Source organism: Pseudomonas sp. B20, assembly GCF_020515755.1.
In the GTDB taxonomy this organism is placed as follows: Bacteria; Pseudomonadota; Gammaproteobacteria; order Pseudomonadales; family Pseudomonadaceae; genus Aquipseudomonas; species Aquipseudomonas syringae.
On the sequence record NZ_JAHPJG010000014.1, the window covers coordinates 1 to 26,093 of the forward strand.

General features: G+C 60.6%; 22 protein-coding genes. 17 read left to right on the top strand and 5 right to left on the bottom strand.

Going from position 1 to position 26,093, the window contains the following annotated elements; all coding sequences use genetic code 11:
* Positions 1–515: 515 nt before the first annotated feature.
* The gene (gene mtgA / locus LIX91_RS14720; protein WP_003420047.1) at positions 516–1,226 is read right to left on the bottom strand and encodes a monofunctional biosynthetic peptidoglycan transglycosylase; all 711 of its coding nucleotides are present in this window, start codon (positions 1,224–1,226) and stop codon (positions 516–518) included.
* Between the two features lie 78 nt (positions 1,227–1,304).
* Here mtgA and LIX91_RS14725 point away from each other — a divergent pair, with 78 nt between their 5' ends.
* The 4 genes from LIX91_RS14725 to trmB all read left to right on the top strand — a co-directional run bounded on the left by LIX91_RS14725 (position 1,305) and on the right by trmB (position 3,591).
* The gene (locus tag LIX91_RS14725; RefSeq protein ID WP_003372515.1) at positions 1,305–1,685 is read left to right on the top strand and encodes a DUF423 domain-containing protein; all 381 of its coding nucleotides are present in this window, start codon (positions 1,305–1,307) and stop codon (positions 1,683–1,685) included.
* 114 nt (positions 1,686–1,799) lie between these two features.
* On the top strand, positions 1,800–2,000 hold the full coding sequence (thiS, locus tag LIX91_RS14730; protein ID WP_003341343.1) for a sulfur carrier protein ThiS: 201 nt from the start codon (positions 1,800–1,802) through the stop codon (positions 1,998–2,000).
* 51 nt (positions 2,001–2,051) lie between these two features.
* A complete protein-coding gene (locus LIX91_RS14735) occupies positions 2,052–2,846 on the top strand; it encodes a thiazole synthase (protein WP_003304387.1) in 795 nt (264 codons plus the stop codon).
* Positions 2,847–2,943: 97 nt separating this feature from the next.
* A complete protein-coding gene (gene trmB / locus LIX91_RS14740) occupies positions 2,944–3,591 on the top strand; it encodes a tRNA (guanosine(46)-N7)-methyltransferase TrmB (RefSeq protein WP_213582310.1) in 648 nt (215 codons plus the stop codon).
* A gap of 41 nt (positions 3,592–3,632) precedes the next feature.
* Here trmB and LIX91_RS14745 read toward each other — a convergent pair whose 3' ends face one another.
* Positions 3,633–4,691 carry a haloacid dehalogenase-like hydrolase gene (locus LIX91_RS14745; RefSeq protein ID WP_226488682.1) on the bottom strand — a complete coding sequence of 353 codons (1,059 nt, stop codon included), beginning with the start codon at positions 4,689–4,691 and terminating at the stop codon, positions 3,633–3,635.
* Positions 4,692–4,881: 190 nt separating this feature from the next.
* Entirely contained in the window at positions 4,882–5,394 is a 513-nt protein-coding gene (locus LIX91_RS14750; RefSeq protein WP_226488683.1) for a dihydrofolate reductase, read from the bottom strand.
* 109 nt (positions 5,395–5,503) lie between these two features.
* Between LIX91_RS14750 and LIX91_RS14755 the strand changes: the two genes are divergently transcribed.
* The 10 genes from LIX91_RS14755 to LIX91_RS14800 all read left to right on the top strand — a co-directional run bounded on the left by LIX91_RS14755 (position 5,504) and on the right by LIX91_RS14800 (position 16,498).
* The gene (locus tag LIX91_RS14755; RefSeq protein ID WP_226488684.1) at positions 5,504–6,883 is read left to right on the top strand and encodes a DUF2868 domain-containing protein; all 1,380 of its coding nucleotides are present in this window, start codon (positions 5,504–5,506) and stop codon (positions 6,881–6,883) included.
* The gene (locus tag LIX91_RS14760) at positions 6,876–8,264 is read left to right on the top strand and encodes a GTPase/DUF3482 domain-containing protein (protein WP_226488685.1); all 1,389 of its coding nucleotides are present in this window, start codon (positions 6,876–6,878) and stop codon (positions 8,262–8,264) included. The genes LIX91_RS14755 and LIX91_RS14760 overlap by 8 nt, the downstream gene beginning before the upstream one ends.
* A gap of 304 nt (positions 8,265–8,568) precedes the next feature.
* A complete protein-coding gene (betI, locus tag LIX91_RS14765) occupies positions 8,569–9,162 on the top strand; it encodes a transcriptional regulator BetI (protein WP_002555619.1) in 594 nt (197 codons plus the stop codon).
* A 102-nt stretch (positions 9,163–9,264) separates the two neighbouring features.
* Entirely contained in the window at positions 9,265–10,737 is a 1,473-nt protein-coding gene (gene betB, locus LIX91_RS14770; protein WP_003393629.1) for a betaine-aldehyde dehydrogenase, read from the top strand.
* Between the two features lie 140 nt (positions 10,738–10,877).
* Positions 10,878–12,584 carry a choline dehydrogenase gene (gene betA, locus LIX91_RS14775; RefSeq protein WP_003411904.1) on the top strand — a complete coding sequence of 569 codons (1,707 nt, stop codon included), beginning with the start codon at positions 10,878–10,880 and terminating at the stop codon, positions 12,582–12,584.
* A 282-nt stretch (positions 12,585–12,866) separates the two neighbouring features.
* Positions 12,867–13,385, top strand: coding sequence for an RNA polymerase sigma factor (locus tag LIX91_RS14780; RefSeq protein WP_003420035.1), 519 nt, complete (start codon positions 12,867–12,869; stop codon positions 13,383–13,385).
* On the top strand, positions 13,382–14,365 hold the full coding sequence (locus tag LIX91_RS14785) for a FecR domain-containing protein (protein ID WP_226488686.1): 984 nt from the start codon (positions 13,382–13,384) through the stop codon (positions 14,363–14,365). The genes LIX91_RS14780 and LIX91_RS14785 overlap by 4 nt, the downstream gene beginning before the upstream one ends.
* 121 nt (positions 14,366–14,486) lie before the next feature.
* Positions 14,487–15,620, top strand: coding sequence for a PepSY-associated TM helix domain-containing protein (locus LIX91_RS14790; protein ID WP_226488687.1), 1,134 nt, complete (start codon positions 14,487–14,489; stop codon positions 15,618–15,620).
* On the top strand, positions 15,617–15,799 hold the full coding sequence (locus tag LIX91_RS14795; protein WP_032698849.1) for a hypothetical protein: 183 nt from the start codon (positions 15,617–15,619) through the stop codon (positions 15,797–15,799). The genes LIX91_RS14790 and LIX91_RS14795 overlap by 4 nt, the downstream gene beginning before the upstream one ends.
* Positions 15,800–15,868: 69 nt before the next feature.
* Positions 15,869–16,498, top strand: coding sequence for a glutathione S-transferase family protein (locus tag LIX91_RS14800; protein WP_046270804.1), 630 nt, complete (start codon positions 15,869–15,871; stop codon positions 16,496–16,498).
* Positions 16,499–16,721: 223 nt separating this feature from the next.
* Here the strand turns inward: LIX91_RS14800 and LIX91_RS14805 are convergent, their stop codons facing one another.
* A complete protein-coding gene (locus LIX91_RS14805) occupies positions 16,722–17,225 on the bottom strand; it encodes an ATP-dependent zinc protease (RefSeq protein ID WP_003393621.1) in 504 nt (167 codons plus the stop codon).
* A 193-nt stretch (positions 17,226–17,418) separates the two neighbouring features.
* On the opposite strand from LIX91_RS14805, the gene LIX91_RS14810 reads away from it, so the two are divergent.
* A complete protein-coding gene (locus tag LIX91_RS14810; protein WP_226488688.1) occupies positions 17,419–18,312 on the top strand; it encodes an acyltransferase in 894 nt (297 codons plus the stop codon).
* 71 nt (positions 18,313–18,383) lie between these two features.
* Positions 18,384–19,430: an RHS repeat-associated core domain-containing protein gene (locus LIX91_RS14815; RefSeq protein WP_226488689.1), complete on the top strand. Its 1,047-nt coding sequence runs from the start codon at positions 18,384–18,386 to the stop codon at positions 19,428–19,430.
* Here LIX91_RS14815 and LIX91_RS14820 read toward each other — a convergent pair.
* The gene (locus LIX91_RS14820) at positions 19,410–19,973 is read right to left on the bottom strand and encodes a DUF2780 domain-containing protein (protein WP_032698844.1); all 564 of its coding nucleotides are present in this window, start codon (positions 19,971–19,973) and stop codon (positions 19,410–19,412) included. The two genes, LIX91_RS14815 and LIX91_RS14820, sit on opposite strands and share 21 nt — an antisense overlap.
* Before the next feature lie 223 nt (positions 19,974–20,196).
* On the opposite strand from LIX91_RS14820, the gene LIX91_RS14825 reads away from it, so the two are divergent.
* Positions 20,197–26,019: a hypothetical protein gene (locus LIX91_RS14825; protein ID WP_226488690.1), complete on the top strand. Its 5,823-nt coding sequence runs from the start codon at positions 20,197–20,199 to the stop codon at positions 26,017–26,019.
* Positions 26,020–26,093: the final 74 nt, after the last annotated feature.

Consider the following 26,093-nt stretch of genomic DNA (forward strand, 5'->3'; position numbering starts at 1 on the left):
TCATGCCCAAACGTAGGAGCGAACTTGTTCGCGAAAGGGCCAGTACAGTCGCAGAAGATTCGTCGTTTGAAACAATGCCTTCGCGAACAAGTTCGCTCCTACAAAAGCCATCTGGCTCCCATGCCCAAACGTAAGCGAACTTGTTCGCGAAAGGGCCCGTACAGTGGCAGAAGATTTGGCGTTGAAAACAAAGCCTTCGCGAACAAGTTCGCTCCCACAAAAGCCATCCGGCTCCCATGCCCAAACGTAGGAGCGAACTTGTTCGCGAAAGGGCCAGTACAGTCGCAAAAGATTCGTCGTTTGAAACAATGCCTTCGCGAACAAGTTCGCTCCCACAAAAGCCATCCGGCTCCCATGCCCAAACGTAGGAGCGAACTTGTTCGCGAAAGGGCCCGTATAGTCGCAGAGGATTTGTCGTTCGAAACAATGCCTTCGCGAACAAGTTCGCTGCTACAAAGGCCCGTTCTCATGCCCGAACGTAGGTAGAGAGAGGCCATTGAAACCGAGCGCAAACATCACCACCGACGGCTGCTGTTCAGCCCCTGCAGATACTCATCCCCACCCAACTGACGCATCTGCTGACGAATCCAGCCGGCGCGGCGAGAGACGTAGCTGCTCGGGTGGCTGGCGCTCCACTGCCGCGGGTTGGGCAGGACGGCGGCGAGGTAGCTGGCCTGCTGGGCGGAAAGCGCGCTGGCGTTGGTGCGGAAGTGGTGTTGCGCCGCAGCCTGGGCGCCGAATACGCCTTCGTCCCACTCGACACTGTTGAGGTACACCTCGAGTATGCGCTCCTTGGACCAGAGCAGCTCGATCAGCATGGTGAACCAGGCTTCCAGCCCCTTGCGCAGGTAGCTGCGGCCGGACCACAGGAACAGGTTTTTCGACACCTGCTGGCTGAGGGTGCTGGCGCCGCGTATCGAGCCGCCACGCTCGTTATGCAGAATGGCCGCTTGAATCGCGTCGACGTCGAAACCCCAGTGCTCGGCGAATTTCTGGTCTTCGCCGGCAATGACTGCGATTTTCAGGTTGTCGGAGATTTTGTCCAACGGTTCCCAGTCGCGTTGCAGGTCGATAGGCTCGCCGTCGAACCAGGATTCTACCTTGCGTTCGACCATCAGCGCGGTGCCCGGTGGCGGTACCCAGCGCAGAACCAGAACCACGAGAACACTGCCTGCGGCGAACCACAGCAGGGCTTTGAAGAGGCGACGAAGAATAGACTGCAGCATAGAGATGGCTTGGCCGAACCCGTTGAGCGGGCCATTATACAGACCGTGCGCCTTCCGACGATTTTTCTGGAGTTCCTGATGCTTCGTAGTTTTTTGATGCTGGCCGCCTTCTTCGGCTTCACCGGTGTGGCTTTGGGCGCATTTGCCGCCCACGGCCTCAAGGAACGCCTGAGTGCCGAGTACCTGGCGGTGTTCCACACCGGTGTGCTTTATCAGCTGATTCACGCGCTGGCCCTGCTCGGCGTGGCGATACTGGCGACGCACATTCCCGGACGCCTGATCACTTGGGCCGGATTCTCCTTCGCGGTCGGTATTCTGCTGTTTTCCGGCAGCCTCTACGCCTTGACCCTTACCGGGTTCAGCAAGCTGGGCATCATCACGCCGTTCGGTGGTCTGGCATTTCTGTTCGGCTGGTCGATGCTGGGTCTGGCGGCGTGGAGGCTGGGTTCGCCTCCTTGAGTGTCTGCTCCCCGCAAAGCAGGCGCGCTTGAGACGAATGGCGTGGCTTTGCCTTGGTCATACTGGCTGATCGGGCTAGAATGCTGGCCCCCCAAAAATGATGGCTGCTCTCGCATGCACATTCAGTTGAACGGCGAACCCCATGAATTGCCCGATGGTGAAACCGTCGCGGCATTGCTGACCCGTCTGGACCTTGCAGGGCGCCGGGTCGCGGTGGAACTGAACCTGGATATCGTGCCGCGCAGTCAGCATGCGACGACCGTCCTGAGCGAAGGCGATCAGGTCGAAGTGGTTCATGCCATTGGCGGTGGCTAGTTCGCAATCCGCACTGCGCCCAACCCAATCTGCACGTTATGAGGATTTCCGATGAGCAATGTTCGCAGCGACAAGCCCTTCGTCCTGGCCGGTCGGACTTTCGAGTCGCGCCTGCTGGTAGGCACCGGCAAGTACATCGATATGGAACAGACCCGTCTGGCCATCGAAGCCTCGGGCGCCGAGATCGTGACTGTTGCCGTGCGCCGTACCAACCTGGGCCAGAACCCCGGCGAGCCGAATCTGCTGGACGTGCTGCCGCCTGATCGCTACACCATATTGCCGAACACCGCTGGCTGCTTCGATGCGACCGAGGCCGTGCGCACCTGCCGCCTGTCCCGCGAACTGCTCGACGGGCGCAATCTGGTCAAGCTCGAAGTGCTGGCCGATCAGAAGACCCTGTTTCCGAATGTGATCGAAACCCTCAAGGCCGCCGAGATCCTGGTCAAGGACGGCTTCGACGTGATGGTCTACACCAGTGATGACCCGATCATCGCCCGCCAGCTGGCCGAAATCGGCTGTATCGCGATCATGCCGCTGGCCGGCCTGATCGGCAGCGGTCTGGGCATCTGCAACCCGTACAACCTGCAGATCATTCTTGAAGAAACCAAAGTGCCGGTGCTGGTCGATGCCGGCGTCGGTACTGCCTCCGACGCCACCATCGCGATGGAGCTGGGCTGTGAAGCCGTATTGATGAACTCGGCCATCGCCCACGCCCAGCAGCCGGTGATGATGGCCGAAGCCATGAAGCACGCCGTAATTGCCGGTCGTCTGGCCTACCTCGCCGGGCGCATGCCACGAAAACTCTATGCCAGCGCGTCTTCGCCGCTGGATGGCCTGATCAAGTAAGAGCCCGTTGATGACTGATTCGCACGTTCCGCACCCAGAGTCGCCTGCTGTCGAAGAAGGCGAAGAGCGCCCACACCGCCGCATCAAGAGTTTCGTGATGCGAGCCGGCCGTATGACCGAAGGTCAGCAGCGCGGCCTCGATCAAGGCCTTCCGTTGTACGGCCTGTCGCTGACCGACACGCCGGTGGATTTCGATCAGGTGTTCGGTCGCTCTGCGCCGCGTACGCTGGAAATCGGCTTCGGCATGGGCCACTCGCTGCTGGAAATGGCCGCTGCGGCCCCCGAACACGACTTCATCGGTGTCGAGGTGCATTCTCCAGGCGTAGGCGCGCTGCTTAACGGCGTCCTGACCCAGGGGCTGACCAATGTGCGCGTCTATGATTGCGACGCCATTGAAGTGCTGAACCGCTGCGTTGCGGACAACAGCCTGGATCGTCTGATGCTGTTCTTCCCGGACCCGTGGCACAAGAGTCGTCACCACAAGCGCCGCATCGTGCAGCCTGAATTCGCCGCACTGGTGCGCAGCAAACTGAAGGTCGGCGGGGTGTTCCACATGGCCACCGATTGGGGCCCTTACGCGGAATACATGCTGGAAGTGATGAGCGTTGCGCCCGGTTATCGCAACCAGGCCGAAGACAACCAGTACGTCCCGCGCCCTGCGGAACGGCCGATCACCAAGTTCGAGCGCCGTGGCGAGAAGCTCGGGCACGGCGTCTGGGATCTGAAGTTCGAGAAAGTCGACTGATTGTGCTTGCGGGTTGCTGGCAACCCGCAATGTTGTGTCGCTTACTGAATCTCGTCCGGCTTGACGATCACCCAGTTCTTGTCCGCCGTGACCGGCAGCTTCTCCTTGGCCTGAGCTTCGGCATTGTTCTTGATCATGCCGTTCAGCTGGATCATGTACTTGTCCTTGCGGTTGATCCACAAGTGCACGCCGCCCTTGCTCACGTCGACGCTGTGAAACAGCATGTAGCCGTCGCTGGTCGGGGTATCGCCGCCGACCAGCACCGGTTTTTTCCACTGATCGATGTAGGTCAGAATGGCCGCCTGCTTGCCCGCCATCCAGGTTGCCGGCGTCCACAGGTATGGCGTCAGCTCCAGGCCCATATTGCTTTTCGGATCGTATTTGCCCGCCGTGATCTGCTTGCGTGCGGTGGTCAGTTCGCCTGTCTTGCGGTCCTTGAGCAGCGTACTCACGCCTATCACATTCTGTGGTTTGACGTTGTAGCCGTACTTGGGATCGGCAGCGACCATACGCACCAGCTCTTCGGACGCGGCGGTCATCACATACACCTCGATGCCGTTTTCCATCAGCTTGTTGTAAAGCTCGGTCTGCCCGGTGAATACCCGCGGCGGTTCGACATTGAGCTGCTTGACGGTGTCGCCGTCGTAGTAGGTCGCAGGGATCGGCTTTTTCAGGGCCATCAGCTCATCGACGTAGCCCTTGAGCTCCTGAAGCGTAAAGCCGGAAAACACCTGCGCGACCCACGGATAGCAGACCATGTCGTCTATTTCGCAAAGACGATAGTAGTAACTGAACAGGCTTTCCTTGTGCTCGGCGGTGTCTTTGAAGGGGATCAGCTTCAGCGAGGGATCGAGTGTTTCGCGGGTGATCAGACCTTTGTTTTCCATGTACGGCAGCAGCGACTCTTCGAGGTCGAAGCGGTAGCTGGTGTTGTCCATGTCGAAGACGGCGTAATTGCCCTTGTTGGCATTCGCCGCAATCATCGCGTCGAGCGCCTTGGCGGCAGGCTCGGGCCAATGCTTCAGTTCGGTGGCCGCGATAGCCTGGCTGGCAAGCCCGAAGCAGACGGCCGCGGCCAACAGTTTTGGCACGAGTTTCATAGGCGATTTCCCCTTGTCGAAAAAACGAAGGGGCAGACCGTAACAAATTATTGTGAAGGCAAAAGTACGTCAGCGACCCGAAAAAGGCCAAATGACGCCGTTTGCCCCTTTATTTGCGACAGTGAAACCAAAAACGACACTTTTATTGCAGTTTTTCGTCAGCGACCGCAGTTGCGCCGAAAATTGCTGATCAGACCCGTTCCCACACTTCGAAGTTGTAAGCCGGTTTGTCATCGACGGCGGCGTTTTCGGTGTTGGATACCAGCGCCCACTGCGCCGTATCGAATTCCGGAAACCACGCGTCGCCATCAGGGCTCAGCGCCACGCGAGTCAGGTACAGGCGATCTGCCTGAGGGAAGCCTTGAGCGTAAAGCTGCGCGCCGCCGATCAGCATCACCTCGTCGACACCCTGTTCCTGCGCCCACTGCTCGGCCCGCACGACGGCGGCGTCCAGCGAAGCGAAGACTTCTGCGCCTTCAAGCTGCAGGTCGGTCTGGCGGCTGACCACCAGATTGAGGCGGCCGGGCAGCGGGCGGCCCAACGAATCCCAGGTCTTGCGACCCATGATGATCGGCTTGCCGAGCGTCGTTGCCTTGAAATATTTGAAATCCCCCGGCAAATGCCAGGGCATGGAATTGTCGACGCCAATCACTCGGTTTTCACCGAGGGCGGCAATCAGGCTGAGGGGCAGATGAGTTTTCATGTCGCGAGGATATCAGAGGTCGCAGGGCAGGCGAATGAACTGACATGCGCCGTGCTCAGTCCCATGACTGCGGTTATGCTCACCGCTGAATTCAATCAAGAGACACTGTGTGACTGCACTGACCCCCCTCGATACCCTCTGGCTGACCGAAGCCGTGCGCCTGCGTGAACAGCAGGCTGGCGTGCTGGATGATCTGGAAGCCAATCGCCGTGCCCGCGCTGCCGGAGGCGACCTGACTGCGCGCATTACCCACCGCGCCTTGGGCCTTGCGCAGCGCGACGGCATGCTTGGCGCACTGCACCACTGGAAGCAGGGCGCGCGGCTGGCGTTGATTGCGCTGGCGGTGCTCTCGGTCATCAGTGGCGCGGGCCTGGCGTTCGCCGCAATGGGCGACGGGCAGGCACCGGTCAATGTGTTCTGGGCGCTGGGCAGCCTGCTGGGGCTGAACCTTTTGCTGTTGCTGACCTGGGCGCTGGGCCTGATTTTCGCCGGGCGCAGTAATACTGGGCTGGGCCGTGTGTGGCTGTGGCTGAGCGAAAAGCTCGCCCGTGACGCCCAGGCCGCACAGCTCGCCCCGGCGCTGGTTTTGCTGCTGCAACGCCAGCGCCTGAATCGCTGGGCGCTCGGGCTGGTGGTTCACAGCCTGTGGCTGCTGGCGTTACTCACTGCGCTGGTGTTGCTGTTGATGCTGATGGCTACCCGACGTTACGGGTTTGTCTGGGAAACCACCATTCTGAGCAGCGACACGTTCGTCAGCCTAACCCAGACGCTCAGTACGATCCCGGCGTGGCTGGGGTTCAGTGTGCCGGACGAAACCATGATTCGTGCCAGCGGCAATGGCGCGTTGAGTATCGAGAATGCGCGTCAGGCCTGGGCGGCGTGGCTGGTCGGTGTGCTGCTGGTCTACGGCATCGTGCCGCGGCTGTTGCTGGCCGGGTTCTGCCTGTGGCGCTGGAAGCAGGGCAGGGCGGCGTTGCGCCTTGATCTGGATTTACCCGAATACCTTGAATTGCGTGAGCGCCTGATGCCCAGCAGCGAGCGTCTGGGTGTCAACGATGCCGAGCCTGCTGCGTTGCATCAGGTGCAGTCCGGTGCAGGAGCAACCGAAAGCAACGGCGCGCTGCTGGTGGCCATCGAGCTGGATGATCAGCAAGTCTGGCCGCCAGCGCTGCCGTCGGGTGTTGCCGATGCAGGCATTCTCGACAGCCGTGAGTCGCGCCACAAGCTGCTGGAGCAACTGACCCAGTATCCGCCTGCGCGCATGGTGATCGCCTGCGACCCGCGCCGCTCGCCGGACCGTGGCAGTCTGGCGTTGATCGCCGAACTGGCACGCTGCGCCGGGGCAGCGCGCATCTGGCTGTTGCCCGCGCCTGCCGGGCAGAGGCTTGACCCTGAGCGCCTCGGCGACTGGCACGTCGCGCTGGATCAATTGCAGTTGCCGCACGCCGACAGTGCGCCCTTGAACTGGCTGGAGACAGGCCATGACTGAAGCAGACAGCACTCGTGCGATCAGGCTGGCGGTGGTCGGTCATACCAACGTCGGCAAGACCTCGCTGCTGCGTACCCTGACGGGTGATGTCAGTTTCGGCGAAGTGTCCCATCGTCCCAGCACGACGCGTCATGTCGAGGGCGCACGTCTTTCTGTGGACGGCGAAGCGCTGGTCGAGCTGTACGACACGCCTGGCCTGGAAGACGCTATCGCGCTGCTCGATTATCTGGAACGCCTGGACCGTCCCGGCGAGCGTCTGGACGGACCGGCGCGACTGGCACGCTTTCTGGAGGGCAGCGAGGCACGCCAGCGTTTTGAGCAAGAGGCCAAGGTCATGCGCCAGTTGCTCGATTCGGACGCCGGTCTTTATGTGATCGATGCGCGTGAGCCGGTGCTGGCCAAATACCGTGACGAACTGGCGGTATTGGCAAGCTGCGGCAAGCCACTGCTGCCGGTGCTGAATTTCGTCAGTGCGCAGCAGCACCGCGAGCCTGAGTGGCGCGAAGCGCTTTCACGGTTGGGCCTGCATGCGCTGGTGCGTTTCGACAGCGTGGCGCCCCCGGAAGACGGCGGCCGTCGTCTGTATGAAAGCCTGGCACTGTTGCTGGAAAGCGCGCGGCCGCGGCTTGAGCGGCTGATTGACGATCAGGAAAAACAGCGCACAGCCAAACGCCACAGCGCTGCTCGCCTGATCGCCGAACTGTTGATTGATTGCGCAGCTTGTCGACGCAGTGTCGAAACCACCGCCGACCAGGAGCAGCAGGCGGTGGAAGCGCTGCGCAAGGCGGTTCGCCAGCGCGAGCAGCAGTGCGTCGAGGCGCTCCTCAAGCTGTATGCGTTTCGCAAGGATGATGTATCCAGCAGCGATTTGCCGTTGATGGACGGCCGCTGGGGCGATGACCTGTTCAACCCGGAAACCCTGAAGTTGATGGGCGTGCGCGTTGGTGGCGGTGTAGCCGCTGGTGCGGCGGCCGGAGCAGGGGTCGACCTGATGGTCGGCGGTGTGACGCTGGGTGCGGCGGCGCTGGTCGGGGCGATTGCCGGTGGTGCGTTATCCACAGCGCGCAGCTACGGGGGCCGGTTGCTCGGCAAGCTCAAGGGGCGCAGAGAGTTGACCGTCGACGATGCGGTACTGCGCCTGCTCGCCCTGCGTCAGCGCCACTTGCTGCTGGCGCTGGGTGTCAGGGGCCACGCTGCCCTGCACAGCATCGAACTGACGACACCGCAGGACAAGACCTGGCGCAAAGGCAAAATCCCCGAACCCCTGTCACGCGCCCGCGCCCACCCGCAGTGGTCGACACTCAACCCGCAGCCCAAACCGAATCAGGCTGAGCGGCAGGAAGCGATTGATGAGCTGGCAGATGTGGTTTTGCAGGATTGAGCTATTCGGGCACTGAGGACCGGACGCGGAGCGTTCAGAACGGCATACCCACGCGGAGCATGGGCACGATAGTTGTAGATCCTATCGTTCCGCACGCTCCAGCGTGGGAATGCCTTGCGTGACGCTCCGCGTCACAGATCTGTGCCTTTGCGCAAAGTGATGGCTGGACGGATTCAGACTGCCCGACAGGCAGTGAAAACGCGCTTCCGATTTTTTATTGATTGATCGTTCAATAAAAAATCTTTAGACTGGTCTCGTCTTTTCGTTACAACGATCACTGCAGACACCCGGGAGAATCGCGCCAATGCCCAAGGTCGGAATGCAACCCATCCGCCGCCAACAGTTGATCCAGGCCACGCTGACTGCGGTCGATCAGGTCGGTATGGGCGATGCCAGCATTGCGCTGATTGCGCGACTGGCAGGCGTGTCCAACGGCATCATCAGTCACTATTTTCAGGACAAGAACGGCCTGATCGCCGCCACGATGCGGCATCTGATGAACGCCTTGATCCAGAACGTCCGCGAACGCCGTCAGGCGCTGACCGAAGACAGCCCCAGGGCTCACCTGCAAGTGATCATCGAAGGCAACTTCGACGCCAGTCAGGTCAGCGGCCCGGCCATGAAAACCTGGCTGGCCTTCTGGGCGACCAGCATGCATCACCCTTCGCTGCACCGATTGCAGCGTATCAACGACCACCGTTTGTATTCGAACCTGTGCTGTCAGTTCCGCCGCACCTTGCCACTGGAACAGGCACGCAGCGCCGCCCGCGGGCTGGCAGCCCTGATAGATGGGTTGTGGCTGAGAGGCGCGCTGTCAGGCGATGCATTCGACACCGAGCAAGCGCAACGGATCGCTTACGAGTACATGGACTTTCAATTGGCGAAATCGGCGAGCTGAAGCTTTCGAAGCTCCTCACCGAACGACTGTAGAAGCCTGTTGCCGAACCAACCCGGCACACTGAAAACAGTCATCGCCCCCCACTGAATTTGCGAGGACTTTATGGCCCGTTTTGAACTGCAGAAACTTTACATCGATGGCGGTTATGTCGATGCCAGCAACCCTGAAACCTTCGACGCCATCAACCCGGCGAACGGCGAAGTCCTGGCGCAGATCCAGCGTGCCGGCAAGGACGATGTCGAGCGCGCCGTCGTCGCGGCCGAAAAGGGTCAGAAAATCTGGGCCGCCATGACGGCGGTCGAGCGTTCGCGCATCCTGCGCCGTGCCGTCGACATCCTGCGTGAGCGCAACGATGAACTGGCTGCTCTGGAAACGCTGGACACCGGCAAGGCCATCTCCGAAACCCGCTACGTGGATATCGTGACCGGCGCCGACGTGCTGGAATACTACGCAGGTCTGGTGCCCGCCATCGAAGGCGAGCAGATCCCGTTGCGCGATTCTTCCTTTGTGTACACCCGTCGCGAGCCGCTGGGTGTGGTAGCCGGTATCGGCGCCTGGAACTACCCGATCCAGATCGCACTGTGGAAATCCGCCCCGGCACTGGCGGCGGGCAATGCGATGATCTTCAAGCCGAGTGAAGTCACTTCGCTGACCACCCTGAAGCTGGCAGAAATCTACACCGAAGCGGGCGTACCGAACGGCGTATTCAACGTGCTGACCGGCAGCGGCCGTGAAGTCGGCACCTGGATCACCGAGCACCCGCGCATCGAGAAAGTCTCCTTCACCGGCGGCACCGACACCGGCAAGAAAGTCATGGCCAGCGCCTCGAGCTCGTCGCTCAAGGAAGTGACCATGGAGCTGGGCGGCAAGTCACCGCTGATCGTGTTTGACGACGCCGATCTGGACCGCGCCGCTGACATCGCGATGATGGCCAACTTCTACAGTTCCGGCCAGGTCTGCACCAACGGCACCCGCGTGTTCGTGCCGAACGCCCTGAAAGCCGAGTTCGAAGCGAAGATCCTTGAGCGTGTGAAGCGCATCCGTGCCGGTAACCCGGAAGACGAAAACATCAATTTCGGCCCGCTGGTCAGCTTCGAGCACATGGAAAGCGTGCTGGGCTACATCGCCAAGGGCAAAGAGCAGGGCGCACGTCTGTTGTGCGGCGGCGATCGCCTGACTGGCGGTGTGTTCGACAAGGGCGCGTTCGTTGCGCCGACCGTGTTCACCGACTGCACCGATGAGATGACCATCGTGCGTGAAGAAATCTTCGGCCCGGTGATGAGCATCCTCGGTTACGACACCGAAGATGAAGTGGTGCGTCGCGCCAACGACACTGACTTCGGTCTGGCTGCAGGCATTGTGACTCGCGACCTGAACCGCGCCCACCGCGTGATTCATCTGCTGGAAGCCGGTATCTGCTGGATCAACGCCTGGGGCGAGTCGGCGGCACAAATGCCGGTCGGCGGTTACAAGCAGTCGGGCGTCGGTCGTGAGAACGGCATCAGCTCGCTGGCCCAGTACACGCGCATCAAGTCGGTACAGATCGAGCTGGGCGATTACGCCTCGGTTTTCTAAACACGGTTTCAGTGGCACGCGGCAGGCCTCAAGCAGACGCACTCAAAAGCTGCCTGCCGCACCCCATTTTCACGAGTATCGCCTGGCTGCTTCTGCTTGCGGCCCAGGCTTGAAACTCGCAGCTCTATGAGGGAGCCTCTATGACAACTCAATCCGAATACGACTACATCATCATTGGTGCCGGCTCGGCCGGTAACACCCTGGCAGCCCGTCTCACCGAAGACGCAGGCGTCACCGTTCTGCTGCTCGAAGCCGGTGGCCCGGACTACCGCCTGGATTTCCGTACCCAGATGCCTGCCGCCCTGGCATTCCCGCTGCAGGGCCGTCGCTACAACTGGGCCTATGAGACCGAGCCAGAGCCGCACATGAACAACCGCCGGATGGAATGCGGTCGCGGTAAAGGCCTGGGCGGCTCGTCGCTGATCAACGGCATGTGCTATATCCGCGGCAACGCGATGGACTACGACGGCTGGGCCAAGGAGCCAGGTCTCGAAGACTGGAGCTACCTCGATTGCCTGCCGTACTTCCGCAAGGCCGAAACCCGCGACATCGGCCCGAATGACTACCACGGTGGTGAAGGTCCGGTCAGCGTGACCACGCCCAAGGCGGGCAACAATCCGCTGTTCCACGCGATGGTCGAGGCGGGCGTGCAAGCCGGTTTCCCGCGCACTGACGACCTCAACGGTTATCAGCAGGAAGGTTTCGGTCCGATGGACCGCACCGTGACGCCTAACGGTCGTCGCGCCAGTACCGCCCGTGGTTATCTGGACGAGGCCAAGAAGCGCTCGACCCTGACCATCGTCACTCACGCGCTGACCGATCGCATCCTGTTCGAAGGCAAGCGTGCCGTCGGCGTGGCGTACCTGGTGGGCGACAGCGACACGCGCATCCAGGCCCGTGCCCGCAAGGAAGTGCTGCTGTGTGGCGGCGCAATCGCTTCGCCACAGATTCTCCAGCGGTCCGGCGTCGGTCCGGCCGAAGTGCTGAACAAGCTGGATATTCCGGTGGTTCATGACCTGCCGGGCGTTGGCCAGAACCTTCAGGATCACCTGGAGATGTACCTGCAGTACGCCTGCACCCAGCCAGTGTCGCTGTATCCTTCGCTGAAGTGGTGGAACCAGCCTGCCATCGGTGCCGAGTGGATGTTCCTCGGTACAGGTATCGGTGCCAGCAACCAGTTTGAAGCCGGTGGTTTCATTCGCTCCAGCGAAGCGTTCGAATGGCCGAACATTCAGTACCACTTCCTGCCGGTCGCGATTAACTACAACGGCACCAAGGGCGTTCAGGAGCATGGTTTCCAGGCTCACGTCGGCTCCATGCGCTCGCCGAGCCGTGGTCGTGTGCAGGTCAAATCCAAAGACCCGCGCGAGTACCCGAGCATCCTGTTCAACTACATGGCCAGCGAGCAGGACTGGCAGGAGTTCCGTGACGGCATCCGCCTGACTCGCGAGATCATGCAGCAACCAGCACTGGACCCGTACCGTGGCCGCGAAATCAGCCCCGGCATCGACGTGCAGTCCGACGAGGCGCTGGACCAGTTCGTGCGTGAGCATGCCGAAACGGCTTATCACCCGTCCTGCTCGTGCAAGATGGGCACCGACGAGATGGCGGTCGTCGATGGTCAGGGTCGCGTGCATGGCCTGCAGAGCCTGCGCGTGGTCGATGCCTCGATCATGCCGATCATCACCACCGGTAACCTGAATGCACCGACGATCATGATCGCCGAGAAAATCGCCGACAAGATCCGTGGTCGCCAGCCGCTGCCACGCAGCACGGCCGACTACTTCGTCGCAGGCGACAAGCCGGCACGCGGCAAGCCGCTGCGCGAGATCAGCCACCAGGGTTGATCCGACGACCAGGCGTCCTCCCGGGACGCCTTTGGTTGTGCATGCTCCAGCGTGGAATGCATTTCACACTGGAGCATTGGCACGATAGTTACGAGATTCTCGTTCCTCACGCTCCAGCAATGCATTTCCCTACGTCCCGCGTCGCAACGGGCGCGGAGCATAGTTACAGCGCCGACTCGATTCAGACCCTCCTCCCGACAGACGCGAATTGCCACTACCCCTCCGCTCTGCCACAATCGCGAATGATTCTCTTTAGTTAGAACTTTCTCATCGAGGCCATTCGTGTCGTCAGTCCCAAGCACTCATAGCGAGATCGTTGGTGCGCTGTATCGCGATCATCGCGGCTGGCTGCTGGCCTGGCTCAGACGCAATGTCGCCTGTCCGCAACGTGCTCAGGATTTGAGTCAGGACACGTTCGTGCGCTTGCTGGGGCGCCATGAATTGCTTGCGCCCAGAGAACCGCGTGCTTTCCTGGCAACCGTCGCCAAAGGGTTGATGTTCGATCACTTCCGACGCGCTGCGCTGGAGCAGGCTTACCTCGGGGAGTTGATGCAGGTGCCCGAGGCCGAGCAGCCCTCTCCGGAAGAGCAGATGCTGATTCTGGAAGACCTCAAGGCCATCGACCGCATGCTCGGCACGCTGTCCAGCAAGGCGCGGGCAGCCTTTCTGTACAGTCGCCTCGACGGCATGAGTCACGCCGAGATTGCCGAGAAGCTGGGCGTTTCGGTCTCGCGCGTCAGGCAGTACCTGGCTCAGGCCATACGTCAGTGCTACGTGGCGCTCTACGGTGAGCCGACGTGAACACCAGACCGGTCTCTGCCCGTGTGCTCGATGCGGCCATCGAGTGGCAACTGAACATGGACAGCAACGGCGGCAATGACGCCGAGCTGGCGCGCTGGCTGGCCGCCGACGAAGAGCATGCCCGGGCCTGGAGCCAGTTGGGCATGGTCAATCAGCGCTTTGCTTTGCCCGCAGGTCCGGCACGCAAGGCGTTGCAACAGTCACCGGGTGCCCTGCGACACAGTTTGCGCAAGCTGGGTGGCGGTCTGGCCGGAGTGTTCATGGCCTTGGGCCTGGCATTGTTCGTCGGCGACCGCTATCTACCGATGGATTACTGGCTTGCCGACCAGCGCACCGCCACCGGTGAACAGCGCGACGTGCGTCTGGCGGACAACACCCTGATTCGTCTGAACACCCACAGCGCAATCGATGTGCGCTTCGATGCGCAGCAACGTCGGGTCATCCTGCAGGACGGTGAAATACTGGTGCAGACCGGCGATCATGACGATCCGCGGCCCTTCATCGTCGAGACGGCGGATGGAAAGATGCGCGCCCTGGGTACGCGTTTTCTGGTCCGGCGCGAGTCCGATGGAACCCTGCTCAGCGTGTTGCAATCGGCGGTTGTCGCCCACCCGCGTAATGCTTCCGGTGAACAGGTTCTGCGCGAGGGCCAACAGGTGCTGCTGACCCGCAACGGCCTTGGCCCGTTGCTTGGCATGCCTTCCGGCGCCGATGCCTGGACGCGCGGCATGCTGGTGGTGGACAACGCGCGGCTGGCGGACATGCTCGCTGAACTGGGGCGCTACCGGACAGGGCATCTGGGCGTCGATCCGAAAGTGGCTGATCTGCGGGTGACCGGTACCTTCCCGTTGAAAGACACTGACCTGGCGCTCAAGGCCCTGCTGCCGACCTTGCCTGTGCAGATCGAGCAACACACGGCGTGGTGGGTGTCCGTGCTGCCCAGGGATCAACAGCCCGGTAATCCTTCGGCAAAACTCTGAAACATACCCGTTCATGCAGACAGCGGATCGCCCTGACACTTTTTCGGTTTCGAGCGGCTTAGTCTTACAAGTCATTTCGGGGACGCGCCCAGCGCTGCGTCTCTTCGTCTGTGGATAAACCATGAAAAGCCAAACCGTGCGCCGCTGGTCCATCGTGCATACCTGGAGCAGTCTGATTTGCACCCTGTTCCTGTTGATGCTGGCTGTCACCGGCCTGCCGCTGATCTTTCATCATGAAATCGATCATCTGCTCGGCGACGCTCCGCATTACAAACAGATGCCTGCCGACACGCCACGCCTGGACCTGGAGCAACTGGCCAGGGCTGCCGAAGCGCATCGCCCTGGCGAGGTGATGCAGTATTTTGGCTGGGACGACGAAGACCCCAATGGCGTAATGGCAATCACCGCTGCAACCGCCGGTACCGAGCCCAACTCGTCGCACACCTTCGCCCTCGATGCGCGCACCGGTGAGGCACTGGAGATGCCTTCTGCCAACGGCGGCTTCATGATGGTCATGCTGCGCCTGCACGTAGACCTGTACGCCAACCTGCCCGGCAAATTATTGCTGGCGTTCATGGGCTTGCTGTTTGTGATGGCGATCGTTTCCGGGACCGTGTTGTATGCGCCGTTCATGCGCAAGCTGGAGTTCGGCCAGGTACGGGTCAATAAATCCACGCGTACGCGTTGGCTGGACCTGCACAACCTGATCGGCGTAGTGACATTGACCTGGGCGCTGGTGGTCGGCGTGACCGGGGTGATCAGCGCCTGCGCCGATCTGCTGATCGCGTCCTGGCGCAATGATGCGCTGGCCACCATGATCGCCCCTTACAAGGACGCGCCGCCATTGACCCGGCGCGCCCCGGCGACTCGATTGCTGGAAATTGCCGAATCCGCTGCGCCCGGCATGCAGGCCGATTTCATCGCCTTCCCCGGCACGCGCTTCTCCAGCGAGCATCATTACGCGGTGTTCCTCAAAGGCAATACACACCTGACTGCGCACCTCGCCACACCGGTGCTGATCGACGCCCAGACCCTGCACGTCACCGCCGTGGTCGAACGCCCCTGGTACATGGACGCACTGGGCATGTCGCAACCTCTGCATTTCGGTGATTACGGCGGCATGCCGATGAAAATTCTCTGGGCAGTGCTGGACGTGCTGACCATCATCGTGCTCGGCAGCGGCGTTTATCTGTGGTGGGTAAGGCGTCGTGCCGCGCGCTCGGTGAGCGCTGTTCAGGCTCAGGTGGCGCAATGAGTTCCAGGCCATCGCGATTCTGGAAGACCTTTGCGATACCCGCCGTGATAGCGCTGCTTATCGGCGTCGGTTTGTTCGCCGCGCTGCTGGGTGACGGCTGGTGGGATACGCTGGCGTGGCTGGGCATGGGGACGGCAGCCCTGTTGAGTATCAAGGGCTTGCTGGTGCGGCGCGGCTGATTGAAACGCTGATTGCAGACGCGTCACAGGCTGACTAGTCTAGGATCCTGTCTCATTCGAGGAATACCCATGTCAGCGCCCACGATGACGTTGTACTTCAACGCGGCTTCACCCTTCGCCCGCAAGGTGATGGTGATGCTGCATGAAACCGCTCAGCTCGATCGCGTCGAGTTGCAGACCACAGTGCTGACGCCGGTCAGCCCGTCTGCCGAGCTCAATGAAGACAACCCGGCCGGCAAACTTCCCGCGTTAAGGCTGGCCGACGGTAATGTCATTCATGACAGCCGGGTGATTCTTGATTATCTCGACCATCAGCACGTGGGCCTGCCACTGATCCCCCGGGAAGGCTCGGCCCGCTGGAGGCGCCTGACCCTGGCTTCGCTGGCCGATGCGTTGTTGGATGCGGCAGTGCTGATCCGCTACGAAACCGCCTTGCGTCCGCAGGAAAAACACTGGGACCAGTGGCTGGACAACCAGCAGCAGAAGATTGAACGCTCGCTGCATTACTTCGAAAGCGACGCGGTCACCGAGCTCAGCACGTCCTTCGATGTCGCATCGATCAGCGTTGCCGTTGCACTTGGATATCTGGATTTCCGCCAGCCGGATCTCAACTGGCGCAGCACTTATCCGCGACTGGCCGCCTGGTACCTGGACGTCAGTCAACGCCCGTCGATGATCGCGACCCAGCCGCCGGCCTGAGTCAATCTGCGCCGCACCCCATGTTCAGGATAGGACGCAGAGCGTCCTGAACGGCATACCCACGCGGAGCATGGGCACGATGGTGTTCTTGCGGGCGGCTATCGTTCCTCACGCTCCAGCGTGGGAATGCCGTGGGTGACGCTCTCCGTCACAGATCTGCGCCGCGCCGCACATTCCGGATAGGACGCAGAGCGTCACACGATACTGAGGACTATGAACAACCTCAGCAATCAGGCTCGTCAGCGGTGTAGCGACGGGCCGGATTGACCGCGGCGTCGAACTCACGCAGTGCCTTGGCACCGATCAGCAGCGGGAAGTTGAAGTGGCTGCGGTCCACCAGGTTGACCTCGACCGTACGCTTCTTGTCGCCCAGACACAGTTCCAGGTCAACGACAGGGCGCTTGGCAGGGTTGATGCCTTCGTCGTCATCGTCGTCACCTTCGGCGCGCCCCTTGATCTTGCTGATCCGCGAGACCTTGTGCTCATACACCTTGTCGTCCGCACCCTTGGTTGCCAGGCGGAAACGTACCCAGTCATCACCATCGCGCTTGAACAACTCGATGTCCTTTGCCGACAGCGAGGCGGTCAGTGCGCCGGTGTCCATCTTGGCCTTGAAGGTCTGGCCTATTTCCGCAACCTTGATGTTCTCGTAGCGACCATACAACGTCGGTTCAGCAGCCATGACCGGCAGGGCCAGCAAAGACAATAGCGCCAGGATCGGTTTCACGTGAGAGGTTCCTCGCAATAGTCAGCGCCTGATTGGCGCCCGTTTTTAGACAGCGAACCTGCAGTAGGTTCGTCAGGATAAATATGCCGTCAGCATAAAGGCCGAGACGTGAAACATTTGTAAGCACCTGTGTAATTGGCGTAAAACGCGAGGATCTTTATTATTGCCGCCCCTGAACCTTCAAGAGTCCGTCATGCGCCGTCTGTTCACCGGCTGTTTTGTTGCCCTGCTGTTACTGATCAATACGCTGGTGCTTATCGGTCCGCTATTGATTTTTGCGTTGCTCAAGCTGCTGTTCAGAGGCCGGATGCGCGATCGCTGTTCGGCTGTGGTGATGTGGATCGCCGAAACCTGGGCCGAGATCGACAAGGTCATCTTCGCCACCTGCATACCGACGCAGTGGGACATTCGTGGCGATGCAGGGCTGCGTGGTGACACCTCCTACCTGGTCATCAGCAATCATCAGTCGTGGGTGGATATCCCCGCGCTGGTCCAGGCGCTCAACCGACGCACGCCGTTCTTCAAGTTCTTCCTGAAAAAAGAACTGATCTGGGTACCGTTGCTGGGCCTCGCGTGGTGGGGGCTGGATTACCCGTTCATGAAGCGCTACAGCAAGGCGTTCCTGGCGAAGCATCCGCAGCTCAAGGGCAAGGACCTGGAAATCACCAAGGCCGCCTGTGAACTGTTCAAGCGCCAGCCGGTGACCATCGTCAACTACCTGGAAGGCACGCGCTTCACCGCGGCCAAACATGCGGCCCAGGGCTCGCCCTATACCCATCTGCTCAAACCCAAGGCCGGCGGCGTTGCCTTCGTGCTGGCGGCAATGGGCGAGCAACTCGATGCCATCCTGGACGTCACGGTTGTGTATCCCGATTCAGGCATTCCCGGTTTCTGGGACATGCTCTGCGGCCGGGTTTCCAACGTGATCGTCGACATCCAGACCCGCGAGCTGGACCCGGCGCTGTGGCAGGGCGATTACGAAAACGACCCTGTGTTTCGCGAGAAAGTGCAGGGTTGGGTCAATCAGCTCTGGGACGAAAAGGATGCGCGCATTGCGGCGTTGCGGCTGGAGTTGCCTGGGCACTGACAGTTCTGACAGCTAGACGAGGCGAAACTGGCGGATGAGACTGGCCTTTAATGTTGCCGGAATCCGCTCTCATGTCATCGCCCGATGTTTCGCTGATCGGCTCATACCGTTACGACGCACTGGACCGACTGGCAAGCATTGCCCCTGCGGGGCAGGAGGTCGTCAGGCGTTTCTATCGAAACAACCGCCTGAGCACAGCAATACAGGGTACTTCCCACCAGTCTGTCGTTCAGACAGAGGATCTTTTACTGGCAATGCGCCGTGGGGAATCTGATCGTGTCCTGTTCGATCTGCTTGCCACAGATCAAGCCAGCTCGGTGCTGCACAGCCTTGATGCCATGCGCAATCAGGCGTTTGTCTACAGCCCTTATGGCATGCGATCCCCGCAAACATCCGCACTGGGCGTACCTGGTTTTACAGGGCAGACGATTGATCCGGTCACTGGATATTACTTGCTGGGCAATGGACTTCGCGCATTCAACCCGACGCTGATGCGCTTTAACAGCCCGGATACGCTGAGCCCGTTTGGTGAGGGCGGGATAAATGGTTATGCCTACTGTGGAGGAGACCCTGTCAATAACGTCGATCCGACGGGGCAAGTCTTTCAGGTGGTTTTGGCAGTGTTCAGTACGCGCACGATAAAGTCTGTAAAGCTGATCAGCGAGCAATTCGACGACGTGATTGAAACAACCCGCAAAGGGTTGATCCCTGCAGTCAGCTCACCGATGCCTCTGCAAGGCAGCAGAAAATGGCTTGATGACGCGCTTGAACGATTCAATGACAGCCAGTCTTCCTTCATCAAAAACCTCCGTCAAGTGAATCGCAATTTTGCCAGTCACGGAGACGAAAGGTTAAGTTTTGAGCAGGCCGAGTATTACGCGGGGCTGGCGTCGCAAGTGTATTCGGGGAAAAAAAGCGACCCGGCCGCCTTTGGGGCGGCGGCTATCAAATGGGCTCGGCAATTACCTGAAGGCCGCAGCACCGCCATGGTTGGCGCGGCCTTCAATTCAGCAGGTGCGTTGATCTCAGGCGCTATGCAAAAAAAGCAGTACAAGAGCGGAGATATATTGAGGAAGGCTACGCGTATAAGGTCCGGTTCAGCTCCCGGTACCCCATAACCCACTCAAACTCTGCAACGCCGAACCACTGGCACCTTGCTGCCCCAGGTATTGCAGAATCAGCGGGGCAAACTGGCTGACCATCGTGCTGTCCATACCCAACGCCTTGAAGGCGTTATTCACATCACCCATGCTCTGCACGTTGCCCAGTGCGCTGTTGAGCATCGAGTTATTGCCCGACTTGCCGCCCAGCAGGCTGCCCAGCCCGTTGGCGCCGCCAAGGCTTTCCAGTGCGGACGTGCCGGACATTTGCTCCAGGCCCGGGACCGATTTGGCCAACTGCGAATAATCGGTGCTGGTCAGTTTGTTTTTCGCCAGCCCGAGCAGCGCACCTGTCCCGCCAACCGCCTGTTCCGGAGTGACATTGAGCTGCGTACCGAGGGTATTGAGCAGCCCCGCGACTTCGGGTGCCGCCGTGGCTTTCTGATTGCCATTGGTGGCATTGGAGACCGCGTTCGCGGCGTCATTCAGATTGAAGGCAAATGCAGGGCTTGCAGCCACCGCCATCAACGTTGCCAAAGCCATTGCGCGTGCAGTTTTCATTGCGTCACCTTTCTCGAACTCGAACCGCCCGTGAGTGGGCGATGAAGCAGAGGGTTTGACTGGAGGAACAGAAGCTTGTTCCCGGCGCGGGGCCGCGAACAACAGCAACGTCCGGTATTTGCTCGGTGTCTGACCTGCAGCGTCATAAAACATCTATGTATTACCCCGCTTTTTCCGCGAAACAGCATGGTGTCGGTCATTTGGAATGCACGGAGCATCAGCAATGACCGATACCTCATCACTACCTTCCCTGTCAGCTGCCAGCCGGGAAAGGCTTCAGCACGTACTGGCCGCTGAAGGCAGCGAGCAACTGGCCGCCATTCTGCAACGGCCCCGGCCTGAAGGTTTCACGCTACTGGACGAGATTCAACTACTCGGGGCTGCCAGCTCGTTCGGGCGATGGGCCGACGACATCGAGCTCCTGAATACCCTGAAATCAGTGCTGTTCGACGATGAACTGAACGCGCTCAGGGACAGCGCAGAGCGCGTTACCCGTTCCGCTGATTCGCCAACACTGGCGGCAGGCCCCGAGTACGAACTGGCCAAGGCGGCGTTCGATATTGCGCAGAGTCATCAGCGCGAGTCACATTCGCCGAGCGTCGGAACCGAGTGCGTCGACCGCAGTCTGGGCGATTACCCCAGATTGCTGAACACGCTGCGGGCACGAATACGGGACGTGAAGACCGGCACCTGTGCGACCGACAGAGTGTTCGTGGCGGTGGCCGAAGACTCGCCGCTGTTTGCCGGCGTTGCGTTTGGCGGTTCGATATTGCAGCAGTTCAAGACGTTGCTTCGAGGTATCGCCGGCGTGGACCCGGCTGGCGATGTCGATGCAGATCTGTTGCCCGGGGTACGCCGTAAAGACCTGCGCTACGTTCTTGATCCGGTCAACACGACCCGGTTGGACTTCAGCCAGCCCTTCACCTGTGTGCTGCGTGTCAGGATGAATGCCGGCCGGCCGGTTCACTCGTTGCGACTGCAGGGCGTTTCCGAAGGTCGGCAACCTGTGTACGCCACGCTGTCAGACGTGCACCTGCGGGTCATCCGTTTCACGGACAGCCTGGCCCCGCTGGCGCCGCATCTGGAGTCGGCAGATGCCAGGTGCATTCTGGCCATTCGCGACGATCGAACCGTCTCCCTGCATGGCCTGCTCGATTACTACGGTGTCGACATCCCCTTGGCTGCAACCCGAGACGATCTGCTGCAGGCGCTCACTGCGCTGTTGCCCGCAGAGCGCGAAGCTCATCCTGCGGTGATGGCACCCGCGTTGCCTTTCACCCTCGCAGAACACCAGCGTTTCATGCTCGATACATCGCAGGTCTACACCTTCCGGCAGCACAAGGTCCAGGCGCATGGCACTGACGACTACGGTGTCATCGACCTCGAGCTGGAGAAGGAGATGCAGTGGCATCTTGGCCGCTGCCGCACTTTGCTGAACAGCCACCGACATTTCGGCGCGTCGCTGCAAGACAATGAAAACGCGCTGCTGGCAATGCTCCAGCAGGCCGGTGGCATCACCCTGAAACTGGTCGTTTACGACAGCGACGGCCACCACGACATCTACCATGAGCAGCACACCGTCAATCCCTGGCGCGCGAAGGACCTTGCCGAATACTTCGACGCGGCGCGCCAGGAACTGTCGTCTTACATGATCAACACCATTCGCTATGGCGAAGCCGAGGGGGCGATCAATATCGAGCGGCTGATCGTGGAAGTGATCGTGCCCAATCCTGTCCAGCGTCGCCATCCGCTGAGCGATATCGACATCGAAGCCTTCGATATCCGCAGCAAAGAACCTCCGTTTCTGTACGTGGATCCCCTGGCGCTGGGTGCTTATGACGTCATCAGGTCGCGGTTTGTGGAACTGACCGAGGAGTTGCGCGAGGTGCAATGGGACGTCGGCCACTCGGTGACATTGCAGCGCGCGGTCCGTTATCTACTGGCCCATTACCAGGAGGACCTGCCGGCTTTGCCGCACGCGCAGCGTCAGGCGGCCTATACCCGGCGCTTGAATGATGCAGTCAACGCCTATTACAGAGTGATTGCGCAGAACCTCGAGGACCAACAGCGACTGCAAGTCGTTCTGCAGCCGACCCAGCCGGAGTTCGTGGCGCGTGAACTGTGCCGTTATCTGGGGCTGAACGAAGCCTGCTGGCCGGTGATTGCACGGTCTTCGTTCGATATCAGTTACCAAGCGGGCTGGATCAATACCGGCACGTTTTTCAGGCACGAAGAGTCGGTCGGTTATCGAACCCTGCTGAGTGTGGTGTATGACGAAGACCTGCGCCGCGAACTGGCACTTGCCGACAATCGTGATGAACGGCTCGGCCGACTGGCTCAGGCGCTCGCCGATAAAACCCGTTACACAGCAAGTCTGGACGCCCTGCAGGCGAAGCTGACCGGTTTATTCGACGCGAACATTGCCTTCGTCAACAACGGCCACCTGCCTGCTCGACTGACCGCACCACAGGCAGCGTTCAAGCTTGAGGCCGAGAACTACGCCATTCAGGCGACCGAAACCTACCGGACACTGGAGGCCGAACGGCTCGTGCTGGTCTCCGACACTGCCGCCGAGCGCCTGCAGACTCTGGAAGGGGCTGCGCTGTCGGACAGTGACAGACCGGTTCATTGCATCGAGTTATTGAGCGCCGACGAGAAGGTCCGGCTTGAAGCCAGTGCTATGGCGTTCAGGCAGATGTTGAGCGCCCGAGCGAACGACGATGACATTCAGAACATGTCGACCAGCGCCCAGCATGTGCTGCAACTGGTGCATCAGGTCGGCGGACTGATTCCTGTGCTGGGCAACTTCATCAACCTGGGATTCGATATTTACGACGGCAACGATGAAGGCATCGCGATGGATGCACTCAACATCATTGCCGAGCTGGTGCTGTGCAAAATGCGCACGCTCCCTCCCAGAGTGGCGGGTGTGCTGATGCTGCAAGGTACCAATATCTGGACGATGAGCCAGCAGGTCCAGGCCCTCGGCGAGTCGATCAAAGCCAACGACTACGGGGAGTCGGTGAAGAACTTCGGCCTTCTGCTGGTCGGCCTGCGTTCGGCGCTGCACTGCGGCATATCGGCGGTGAAAGGGCTGCGCTCCGCGATACTGCATTATCAACAGACCGCCAGCGAGCACGCCGCGCCTGACCGGTCTGATCTGACCGAAACGGTTCGACTCCCTGAGCACAGCGATGCCATCGAGCGCGAAGCCGAGGGCGAACACCTCGCGCGGCGTCGGCCGTCGACAAGCAGCTCTCACTGGCGGGTTTCCGAGGATGGGCAGATATCCGAGCGGCCAACGGGGAGGAAGATCACGCGCCTCGACTGGAACGGCAACGCGATGGTCGAAGGTGGCGCTCGGGCGGTGCTGCTGGGTGGCATCAGCGAGAAGATCTACATGCTCAATGGCCATGCCTGCCGGACGGTCGATGGACTGGCGGGGGTGGAATTGCGACCTCTGCATGCGCTGGACCTGGAAGCCGGGCAATGGCGCAGGCATCCGCAGTCAACGGTCGACGCCCCGCAGCTTTCACGTTTTGCCCACACCGAAGATTTTCCGCTTGGCTTCAGCGGTCGCCCGGAGCGTTTTCTGGCTCCCGCCAACACGGTCAGCTGGTATGACAACTGCGTGGCAACGCTTGAAACAGCCTCCGTGCGGGTCATCGACGCAGATAGCAGGGTAAGCCAGCAGACCATGGCGCTTGGTGTGATCGAGCACAAATACGTCACCGAGCGTAATGGTCATGTCGAAGTGCTCGAACATGCGGGCACCGATGTCGAGACGACCGCCTTCATTCGCGCTGACGGCAGCCGCATGGAAGTCGCCAGGGTGTTGCCCGCCATACCGACCTACAAGCCTGAAATTCAGGCACAGATTGTCGCGGCTCAAGGCATGTTCGTGACCGTCCGGCTAAGCGACACGCTGCAAGGTCTGGTCGGCAGCAAGACCGTGGCGGGTGTTCTGGCGACGCTCAGTGATGGCAGCGGGCAGGAGCTGGTGATCGAAGCGGATCGCGGCGTTCACTACCGCGGCACGGTACCCATCGAAAACTTCCTGGCGCTGGCGCCGGGCGAGACGTTGCACGACCAGCCACCTGTGGCCCTGACCCTGCAGAAAATCAGTCCGCAAGCCGATCCCAAACGAGCGTTGCCTCACCTGTGGCACGACCAGTCGGATTATCGCAACGGCATCGCCCATGATGACTTTGCGCTGGAGCTGTTCTATGGCGCGAAGGCGGCGAACGAAGCCTATGTGCGCAACCCTCAGTGGGTCGCCAGGAACATCGACGCCGTGGCCAAAATCAAGTCGCGGCTGCCTTCGTCCATTACCACGGTGGAAAATCCGTTTTATGTCCTCGATACCCCCGAGGAACTGGCCATTCTTTTTGCTGCGCGCAATCAGGCTGCACTGGCCAACACCTTGCTGGGCCATACCATTGAATGGGGGGCGGCATCGAGATCTCGGGAGTTGAGCCTGGGGGAGAATATCCTCAAACAGCTTCGTCTGAACGAGCCGCTTCTGGCTGCTCAGGAAAACATTCCGCCGCTCGCCAGCGAGCGGAGCGCCTTCGTCAGTCAGCTTCAGGAGAAGCTGGCGCGCAACAACCTGATGATGGCAGAAGTCAGCCTTAAGTCAGGCGAGAAAGCCTGGTTCGCCCATTCGCCTGCCAGGCATCTCGGTATGCTGGCGGGGCATCTGCACGACGAGTTTTACCTGAGTCATGCGGGGTCGATCATCGATCATATCGAAGCCTGCTTTACCGACCCGTCGAGAATTGAACGTATCGCCGTGCTGTCCCTTGATGATGTCCCGGAAACCGATGCGCGACGTATTTTTCTCTCCTCGCAGCGCGGCTATACCTATGAGTCGGTCACCAGCCTGGAGCAGCCGGTCGAGCATGCACATCTGAGCGGTGCGCAACTGCAACTGCACATCGACGACGCCCTTTATCCCGAGCGCACCCGAGGTGTGGGGATTGCCAGCGCGGCTGTCGACCTGACCGGTGCCGAGGCGATCAGCAGCGGGCCAAAGCGCGGCAGTTACTCGATTGAAGGGCGTGACTACATCAAGCTGGATAATGGCAGGATCTACCGGGCCGACTGGGATGAGCGCAACGGGGTGTTTCTGCTGGTGCCGCCGCAAGGCCGGTCGCGCGCCGAGACCCTGGCACTGCCCTGGGTGCGTCACATCGGCGGGCATGAGTTCACGCTGATCAACCGGCCAGCGCTCAAGGGCGGCAATGTCATCGATCAGATGATCTGCAGCATCCGCACCCGGCGGCCGGCCGGTAGTTTGGCAACCCACGAGTCCCATTCCGCTCATGACACGGCGAGCGGAACGCTTCAGGTTCACCATGAAGACCTGCACATCATGAACGACGACGTGCTGGTGCCCGGCAAGCTAAACGTGCCATCGAGCCTGTTCCACTCCATTGCAGCGGATCGTGACGGTTATGTGAGGCTTGAAGCCAAGGCAGCGGTGCCTGAAAGCTGCATCTCCAGCACCGAACTCCTGGTCTCGAAATATGCCGGTGGGCAAGTCGCGTTCGATTACCAGGGCGAGAGCCTGGGCGATCCGACGCCCGTGGTGCCCAATGTCGAGGTCGTCGCCCGGCAGGATGGCCAGCCGGTGAGCCTGAATATCACGACAACAGCGCTCGATGACTGGATAAGCGCACGCGGCCACTCTGATTACTTCGTCGGCGAGCAGTCATTTCCCGAGATCGGCGAAGGTATCGGTTTCATCGAGCGAGGGGGGCTGGAGGGCAGCCTGTCATCGGACTACCCGTTTCATTTCATGTTCGTGGCCGGGAAAGTGCTGGACCGGAACGGGCAGATTACCGGCGTGCTGGCCTCGGATTTGTCCGAGCCTGCACGTGTGCCTGATCAAAATGGAGTCACGCCGCAATTGCCCGCCAGACGGAACTGGAACCTTGGTCTTTTCCCGTCAATCGACAGCATGCGCGGGGCGCCGGAACCTGACAGCAACGCCTACGTGCAGGAGCATTATTACTCGGTATGGGTGAGGCCTGTGCGGGAGTAGGGCGCAACAGCCTAGTAGTTCTGCTAGCTGGGCGGCGTCAGGGAGTCAGCCCAGACTGGCTGCCATGGGTGACT

Coding starts and splice junctions, on each gene's coding strand:
- LIX91_RS14800 (WP_046270804.1), top strand. CDS start 15,869: ATGTCAGCGCCCACGATGACGTTGTACTTCAACGCGGCTTCACCCTTC.
- LIX91_RS14810 (WP_226488688.1), top strand. CDS start 17,419: ATGCGCCGTCTGTTCACCGGCTGTTTTGTTGCCCTGCTGTTACTGATC.
- LIX91_RS14825 (WP_226488690.1), top strand. CDS start 20,197: ATGACCGATACCTCATCACTACCTTCCCTGTCAGCTGCCAGCCGGGAA.
- LIX91_RS14760 (WP_226488685.1), top strand. CDS start 6,876: ATGACTGAAGCAGACAGCACTCGTGCGATCAGGCTGGCGGTGGTCGGT.
- LIX91_RS14790 (WP_226488687.1), top strand. CDS start 14,487: ATGAAAAGCCAAACCGTGCGCCGCTGGTCCATCGTGCATACCTGGAGC.
- mtgA (WP_003420047.1), bottom strand. CDS start 1,226: ATGCTGCAGTCTATTCTTCGTCGCCTCTTCAAAGCCCTGCTGTGGTTC.
- betI (WP_002555619.1), top strand. CDS start 8,569: ATGCCCAAGGTCGGAATGCAACCCATCCGCCGCCAACAGTTGATCCAG.
- thiS (WP_003341343.1), top strand. CDS start 1,800: ATGCACATTCAGTTGAACGGCGAACCCCATGAATTGCCCGATGGTGAA.
- LIX91_RS14815 (WP_226488689.1), top strand. CDS start 18,384: ATGTCATCGCCCGATGTTTCGCTGATCGGCTCATACCGTTACGACGCA.
- LIX91_RS14795 (WP_032698849.1), top strand. CDS start 15,617: ATGAGTTCCAGGCCATCGCGATTCTGGAAGACCTTTGCGATACCCGCC.
- betB (WP_003393629.1), top strand. CDS start 9,265: ATGGCCCGTTTTGAACTGCAGAAACTTTACATCGATGGCGGTTATGTC.
- LIX91_RS14820 (WP_032698844.1), bottom strand. CDS start 19,973: ATGAAAACTGCACGCGCAATGGCTTTGGCAACGTTGATGGCGGTGGCT.
- LIX91_RS14725 (WP_003372515.1), top strand. CDS start 1,305: ATGCTTCGTAGTTTTTTGATGCTGGCCGCCTTCTTCGGCTTCACCGGT.
- LIX91_RS14745 (WP_226488682.1), bottom strand. CDS start 4,691: ATGAAACTCGTGCCAAAACTGTTGGCCGCGGCCGTCTGCTTCGGGCTT.
- trmB (WP_213582310.1), top strand. CDS start 2,944: ATGCGAGCCGGCCGTATGACCGAAGGTCAGCAGCGCGGCCTCGATCAA.
- LIX91_RS14735 (WP_003304387.1), top strand. CDS start 2,052: ATGAGCAATGTTCGCAGCGACAAGCCCTTCGTCCTGGCCGGTCGGACT.
- betA (WP_003411904.1), top strand. CDS start 10,878: ATGACAACTCAATCCGAATACGACTACATCATCATTGGTGCCGGCTCG.
- LIX91_RS14750 (WP_226488683.1), bottom strand. CDS start 5,394: ATGAAAACTCATCTGCCCCTCAGCCTGATTGCCGCCCTCGGTGAAAAC.